This is a genomic window from Moraxella caprae DSM 19149, from assembly GCF_000426885.1.
Taxonomy (GTDB): domain Bacteria; phylum Pseudomonadota; class Gammaproteobacteria; order Pseudomonadales; family Moraxellaceae; genus Moraxella; species Moraxella caprae.
The window spans coordinates 1-5,881 of record NZ_AUGF01000071.1; the positions used below are offsets into that span (position 1 = coordinate 1).

Sequence of the window (5,881 nt, forward strand, 5' to 3'; positions counted from 1 at the left end):
GTGGTAAGCGAGACAGTAAAACCTTTGAAAGACTGTACAACAACCTAAACCCAAACAACATAAAACTGTTTTGCTCTGATTACTGGAAGTCTTATCAAGAAATCATACCCATACACAAACACCTAACCAGTAAAGCTCAAACGTTTACCATAGAGGGCTATAACAGTCTGATTAGGCATTTTACCGCAAGGTTTAAACGTAAAACCAAATGCTATTCTAAATGCCAAAAGATGATAGAAAATACACTGAGCTTACTGTTTGCTAAGTGGAATGGTAGTTTGAGGTGTGTATTTTGATTTAACAATGCCTAAAAAAGAATAAACCGCCAAATGAGCAAGCCATATTTTTCCAAAACACCACTGCCATGTGCTATAATAGTCCCTTTATCCCCCATTTGGCAAACCCTTGGAGAAAACCATGACCGTTGCTACTTTTAATCCCAAAACCGACACCAAACCCCACGCCCCCACGCTATCGCAGTTGGATTTGTCTCACTTAGAACAATTACCCAAAGACCCAACCGCCCCCAAAAAAGTCTTTATCGCCACCCAAGGCTGTCAGATGAACGAATACGACAGCCAAAAAATGGGTGATGTGTTAGGCGACTCTCATGGCATGATAGTTACCAATGACATCAATGAAGCCGATGTGCTTATCATGAACACCTGCTCTATCCGTGAAAAAGCCCAAGAAAAGGTATTCTCCGAGCTGGGTCGCTGGCGTAAACTCAAAGATAAAAATCCCCATTTGGTCATCGGCGTGGGGGGCTGTGTGGCATCCCAAGAAGGCGATAATATCCAAAAACGTGCCCCCTATGTGGACATGGTTTTTGGCCCTCAGACCTTGCACCGCCTACCCCAGATGTATGATGAACTAACCGCCAAGACCGCTCGTGCCAAAGCGTTGAACGGAGAATATACCAACACCGCCAAAAACGGCAAAACTCGCATTGGCGTGGTTGATGTGTCATTTCCTAGCATTGAGAAATTTGACTTTTTGCCCGAGCCAAAGGTCGAAGGCTACAAGGCATTTGTCTCTATCATGGAAGGCTGTTCAAAATACTGCTCGTTTTGTGTCGTGCCTTATACTCGTGGCGAAGAGCTGTCTCGTCCGCTTGATGACGTGCTTGCCGAGATTGACGCACTTGCCGAACAAGGTGTCCGTGAAATTAACCTATTAGGGCAAAACGTCAATGGCTATCGGGGCAAGAAAGATGACGGCACGATCTGCCGATTTAGTGAGCTTTTGCACTATGTCGCCCACATTGACGGCATTGAACGCATTCGCTACACCACAAGCCACCCCTTAGAGTTCACCGATGACATCATTGACGCTTATCGGCATATCCCCAAACTCGTCTCGCATTTACACTTGCCTGTCCAATCTGGTTCTAACGCCATTTTGCAAGCGATGAAACGCAATCACACCATTGACATTTATATCAATCAAATCAACAAACTAAAGGCCATTCGACCTGATCTGCATTTATCTAGCGACTTTATCATCGGCTTTCCTAATGAGACCGATGAAGACTTTGCCGACACGCTAAATCTCGCCAAAGAGCTAGATTTTGACCATTCATACAGCTTTATCTACTCAAAACGCCCTGGTACGCCTGCCTCTGATTTGCCTGACAATGTCAGCTTTGAGACCAAAAAAGAACGTCTAGCGACTTTTCAGGAAGTCATCAAGGAGTCCACCTTTGCCAAGACCCGAGCGATGGTCGGTCAAACCGTGCGAGTGCTGGTCGAAGAACGTGCCAACCGCAAAGATGGCTATTTGCATGGCACAGCCGACAACACCCGTTCGGTGATTTTTCGTGGCGGTGATGAGTTACTGGGTAAATTTGTCAATGTCCGCATTGATAAGGCGATTAGCATGCATTTGGTAGAAGGTGAAATGATGGCGGTATTAGGATAATGGACAATAGATAAGATACTAAGATTGGTGTATTTATGACAAATACACCATGTTAAGTTTTTAGGCGTATTAGGGCATACCTACCATTGATGACATTTTTATAAGATAAGATGAAAATTTGACAATTTTAACCAATTTTGCATAAAAATGGCTAAATCTCATCTTTCATGCAAATACCAAAGGCAGGCACACCCCAATCAGCACAATCCGCCATCAGCAGACCATAAAAAAAGTGTTATTAAACACTCTTTTTAACATTCTTAGCCTTAAGTCTAAATCACCACATCCGCCATCTTGATAATCTCATCATGCCCGACAAACTTATCATTGATGTAGATACGTTCTATGTTGGGGAATGATTTTTGGCTTGGTATGATACTGTTTGATTTGAAATAATCTTCAATAATAATGCCATCATCATTTTGCTTGACATCGATAAACAGATGATTGCCCTGTTTGGCAAAGCCCAAATCAGACAACGTCAGCCCCGAAATCTTTAAGATATCGAGCCCACCAACATCACGAATCGCATCTAGACCATCGCCTTTGCGATACAGATAAGTATCATTGCCATAGCCACCGATAAGCAGGTCGTTATCGAGTCCGCCAATTAAGGTATCATGACCAAATCCACCGATGAGCGTGTCATTACCACGACCGCCACTTAGGACATCATTTCCTGTCAGACCACTCATGGTATTGGCTTTATCATCACCTGTGATGTCATCAGCACCGAGCTTGCCCACATATCGCTTACCAACAGTGGTGGGGTCAGGCGTTGGCGTGATGGGCAGAACAGGCTCTGGCATCACGATGGGCTCACTGCCTTTGATGGTAAAGCTGGCATTGGTACTAACACTCTGACCGAAGCTGTCTGTCGCTGTCACAATAATGTCATGCATGCCAATCTCTGTGGTCGCAGGGTCTATGATGAGATGATTGTTGTCAATGTAGATACCGCTCAAAGAATTTGCCGATAGCGAATAACTTAACGCATCACCATCGTTATCAACAAACAGCTTATCTAGACCTATCTGCATCATGGCATCATCTTGGCTTAGCACAAGCGGTAGAGTCAAGGCAGAGACGAGCGTTGGCCGTTCATTTACTCTTAGTGTGAAGCTGGTATTGGCATGCTCGCCCTTGGGGTCGGTGGCGGTCAATGTGATGTTAAACACCCCTTTATCAGGTGCCCTGCCTGTTAGCATCTTCGTAGCAGGGTCAAAATGCAGTCCATCCGCCCCTTGGATACTATACGTCAGCTCATCACCATCAGCATCGAAGAATACCTCGCCAAGACCGAGTGCGATGTCTCGCCCTGCCAACACCATCTGGTCAGAGACAGGATTATGAACAATGGGAGCGGTGTTTTTGGTTTCTTTTAGTATCATGCCTAGCAAGATGTCATTGTCGCCATCTTTTGTGGTGGGGGTGTTTTCGATGGCAATGGAGGCGTTGAAGTCTTTGCTTAATAGGCTGTAGTTGCCGTTATCGTATCTTATCAAGTCAAATTTGCCATCATCGCTTTGGTAGAGGTTGCTGGCATTGGCGGATTTAAAAAACTGTGTGCCTGTTAGATCATAATGATTGATTTTGATGATGCCACTATTATCACTGTCAATGATGGTTTTGTCATCCGCCCCGCTTTTGGCTAGGTCTTCTAGGTCAAACACATACGCATCATTGCCTTTGCCACCAATTAGCCTATCTCGTCCTGCACCGCCTTTTAGCGTGTCATTCCCTTCAATATCCTCATCTCTGTTATCATCACCCCATAGGATGTCATCACCCTTACCACCATCTAGATAATCATTGCCATATTGACCGATGATAAGGTCGTCTCCCTTGCCACCGTACAAAAAGTCATTGGCATTGTGTTTGTATGATTCGTCTAAAAGATGGTAATTATTTGCCAAAGCAATGTCTTTTTGTTTGGTTAAGAGATAATCCATTTTGTCAGTATCTACTTGAATGTTCCATTCAAAGGTTTTGTAGTCTTGTAAATTTGCGGTTTTTTGTTTTAGGGTGTTTTCTTTGTGATTGACTTGGTCGTAGGTATGCTCTATGCTTAAAATCTGATTATCACTGCGTAGCACTTGATTTTTTATGCCAAAGCGAATATGTCCATCACCCAATATCACATCATCGCCACCACCGCCATACACATAATCATTATCCGCCCCACCTTGTAAAAAGTCTTTATTTGCTCCCCCATAAATCACATCACTTCCTTGTCCGCCTAATGCCCAGTCTCCTTTGTCATTGTTATGGGTGTTATTAGACTCTGCTTGTTCATTGTCCACCCAAATCACATCATCCCCAATCCCTGCTGCAATCAAATCTCTTCCCATGCCACCAATAATAATATCTTTATCCACCCCAATTAAATTACCCTCTTTGTCTTGTTTTGGCTTAGGTAGTCTTTGACTGTCTTTGGGTTCAAAATCATAAAAGACTGCAGAGCCATAAATCACATCATTGCCATCACCCCCTTTTTAAGATATCATGACCATCGCCGCCATAAATCACATCATTACCCCCTTGTGTGTCTATATCAAGGCGTTTGTCAGCACCCAGTGCATTGATAAAGTCCACTTTATCAGAACCCATCACAGCGATGTTGTCAGAAACAAAGCCATTGATATGAATGGTTGAATGCAGTTTATCATCAGTCTTGATGGTATAGACACCATGTGTGTCAGCCTCTTCTTTACTGTCTGCTAAGACAAGAGAAAGAGCGGAATAAACATTGTGGTTGTCGCCTGTGATGGTGGCGGTGGTGAAGAAGTCTTTGATGGTAACGCTGTCAGCAGGAGAATTGGTAGAAGTAATTAATAAATCATTGGCACCTTTGATGGCGGTATAGAGTATATTTCCTTGATTGTCTTTGGCTTCCCATATGCCTGATGAACCTTGTTTTAGGATAAAGTCTGTGGGGAGTTGCTTGCCATCAAATAGGATTTTGCCTTTACCATCTTTGTCATAGATGGTATCACGGTCTTTGATGTGGTAGGTGTCGTAGCCTTGTTCGTCAAGCAAATTATCAGCACCTTCGCCACCGATTAGGGTATCGTTGCCTGTTCCGCCATAAATATGGTCGTTGCCTGCTTTGCCATCTAAGGTATCATTACCGTCTAGACCTTTGATTGTATTGTGTTTCCAGTTTCCCTCTATATAGTCATTAGTTATAATACCATCTTCATCGCCAACCAATGCAATGTTATCTTCTCTATAAGTATCCACCCACTCTAACACATCATTATACTTATCCTCCACTGCTTTTTTAAATGGACTTAGGGTTTTTTCAAGAGCCTGCTGTAATTCCTCTGGGGATATTTCTGAACTAATGAGAACAGACCACAAATCATCAATATGAATATTTGAGCCCAATTTTTCATCAGCAGACGCTAGATTTCCTAAAAACGCAAATATTTGACTCACAGCACCAAATGCAACTTTTGCAATAACATGTCTGACATTACTTAATAGATTGGTTATGTCTGATGCTACGGTTGTAATATCAGGAATATTGACAGTTTTTTTATCAATATATTCTGTAATTATTTCCGTAGATGTGTCAGCAATTCTAGTTCCTGCAAGCAAATTTTGTGCAACATCACTATTTTTGATAAAGAAAGCCAAATCGGTTAAGAGCATACCAAAAGCAAAAGACATACACTCAACAAACCACAAAATCACCACACACCCCCATGTTCCAAAACAGCTCATCTAGATCATCAGTCATCCAGCCCTGTCTTAAAGACTTAGCTTGACTCCATTTATACTCAATGGGGTTTAAGTCAGGAGAGTAAGGAGGCAAGAACAATAAACGATGTCCATGCCTGTTTAGTAGCTTTTGGATTCTTTTGTTTTTATGAAAAGGAGCATTGTCCATGACAATCACGCATTTTCGCTTTAATTTTGGAATTAAGGTGTGTTTTAACCAATCATAAACCGTTTG

General features: G+C 42.7%; 5 protein-coding genes. 2 read left to right on the forward strand and 3 right to left on the reverse strand.

Annotation, left to right across the window (positions count from 1 at the left end; translation table 11 throughout):
• On the forward strand, positions 1–296 hold a 296-nt coding region (locus K941_RS15790), incomplete at its 5' end, for an IS1 family transposase (protein ID WP_036388334.1).
• Positions 297–417: 121 nt separating this feature from the next.
• Complete coding sequence (gene miaB, locus K941_RS0111810) at positions 418–1,920, forward strand: tRNA (N6-isopentenyl adenosine(37)-C2)-methylthiotransferase MiaB (protein WP_029103770.1); 1,503 nt, start codon at positions 418–420, stop codon at positions 1,918–1,920.
• Positions 1,921–2,192: 272 nt separating this feature from the next.
• Here miaB and K941_RS0111815 read toward each other — a convergent pair whose 3' ends face one another.
• The 3 genes from K941_RS0111815 to K941_RS15795 all read right to left on the reverse strand — a co-directional run.
• Positions 2,193–4,394 (reverse strand): putative Ig domain-containing protein, encoded by a 2,202-nt coding sequence (locus K941_RS0111815; protein WP_029103771.1) that lies wholly within the window; start codon positions 4,392–4,394, stop codon positions 2,193–2,195.
• 10 nt (positions 4,395–4,404) lie between these two features.
• Positions 4,405–5,361 carry a hypothetical protein gene (locus K941_RS0111820; protein ID WP_178037077.1) on the reverse strand — a complete coding sequence of 319 codons (957 nt, stop codon included), beginning with the start codon at positions 5,359–5,361 and terminating at the stop codon, positions 4,405–4,407.
• A gap of 238 nt (positions 5,362–5,599) precedes the next feature.
• On the reverse strand, positions 5,600–5,881 hold a 282-nt coding region (locus K941_RS15795; RefSeq protein ID WP_036388335.1), incomplete at its 5' end, for a transposase.